1 protein-coding gene is annotated in these 1,423 nt (G+C 44.1%); it reads right to left on the bottom strand.

Annotated features, from left to right (window positions below; genetic code table 11):
• Window positions 1-84: 84 nt before the first annotated feature.
• On the bottom strand, window positions 85-1,423 hold a 1,339-nt coding region (locus tag FD01_RS16030), incomplete at its 5' end, for an IS3 family transposase (protein WP_156647277.1).

Here is a 1,423-nt window from a genome sequence, read left to right on the forward strand (position 1 = left end):
TGACCTTTACCCAATTTGTTGGAACTGAATATGATTTAGACGCAAGGTAACTCTTGATGAGTTACCTTGTTTTTATATAACAATTTATTTGATAGTCTCTGAAGTCCTTTGAGAATCCAGCCTTAGATAAAAGCTATACTTGATTTCACTCCGGTGTTCAAATGTTGACGGCGATATACTGCCTAGTCGTGTTTGAATTCGATTTTCATTGTAGTAGATCATCCATTCATCGACTGCCATCATTAAATCCTTTGCGCTTGAGTATTCTTTGGCCGGAGTCATCTCTGCTTTGAGCTTATTGAACACAGTTTCACAGGCCGCATTATCAAGGCACGTCGAGCGATGGGACATACTTTGACGGATGTGACCCTTGCGTAGAAGACGATGCCAAGAACGATGCTGGTATTGCCAACCTTGATCGGTATGTAAGGTGATCTGGTACCCCGTCTGAGGCAAAGCTACTACTAATCGCTCTAATGGTGCCAGACTAAATTGGAGTGTCGGATGCGTTGAGAGTTCCCACTCCAAGATTCGGTTGCTGTAGAGATCTTTGATGACCTCTAGGTACACTTTCTCGCCATTACCGGCTTGTAGTTCTGTGACATCACAAACAAGCTTTTGTAGCGGTCGATCGGTCATGAACCGCCGGCTCAGCTTGTTCTTTGCTTTCTTGCCAGAAGGGCCCTTAGAGGAATCGTACTTGCGAGTACGATTTCCATACTTCTGACAATGTATGTTCATTTCATGCATCACACGTTGAATACGTTTGTGATTTGGTTCTTGGCGGCCTTCTGCCGCGTACATTGCTCGCACCTCCGGTGTTATCCGGGGAATGCCGTAATTTCCATGATGTGCGTTGAAAACTAGGCCAATTCGATATTTCAGTTCTTCGTCTGGATCTGGTTGACTCAATTTCTTTTGCCAGTACTGGAACACAGACATGCTGATAGGTAAAGCATCAATCAAATCAGCTAATTTGTACTTGGCCCTGAGTTCGATGATGACTTCGCTGATTTCTTTGTTTGTTGCTTTCTCAAGGCTGCCAATTTTTTTAAGGCGTCGTTCTGTATCCGCAACGATAAATTCTCTTTTTCCAGGCGTTTCAGCCGTTGTTGTACACTTTCTTGGACGATGAGGTTTCACTCCTTGCTGTAATGCGAGAAGCGCTTGTTTGCCTTCGGTGAAGTAAATACGTTCCCAAATGCCGATACTAGCCCTTGAGCGAAAGGCAAAGTGCGCACAAGTTTCAGTGAGAGATGCGTGGTGTTCTTGCTTCCACTCTACTAGATTGACTCGAAATTCTCCAGTAACTTTTGGAGGCGCTATCAACCCTTTTCTACCATGTTGCTCATAAATTCCTACAACAACCAGAAAAATCATATGCGCAATTCCGAAACGCTTGCCAACACTTCGTTTAGATTCG

Source organism: Lacticaseibacillus manihotivorans DSM 13343 = JCM 12514, assembly GCF_001435035.1.
Classification (GTDB): domain Bacteria; phylum Bacillota; class Bacilli; order Lactobacillales; family Lactobacillaceae; genus Lacticaseibacillus; species Lacticaseibacillus manihotivorans.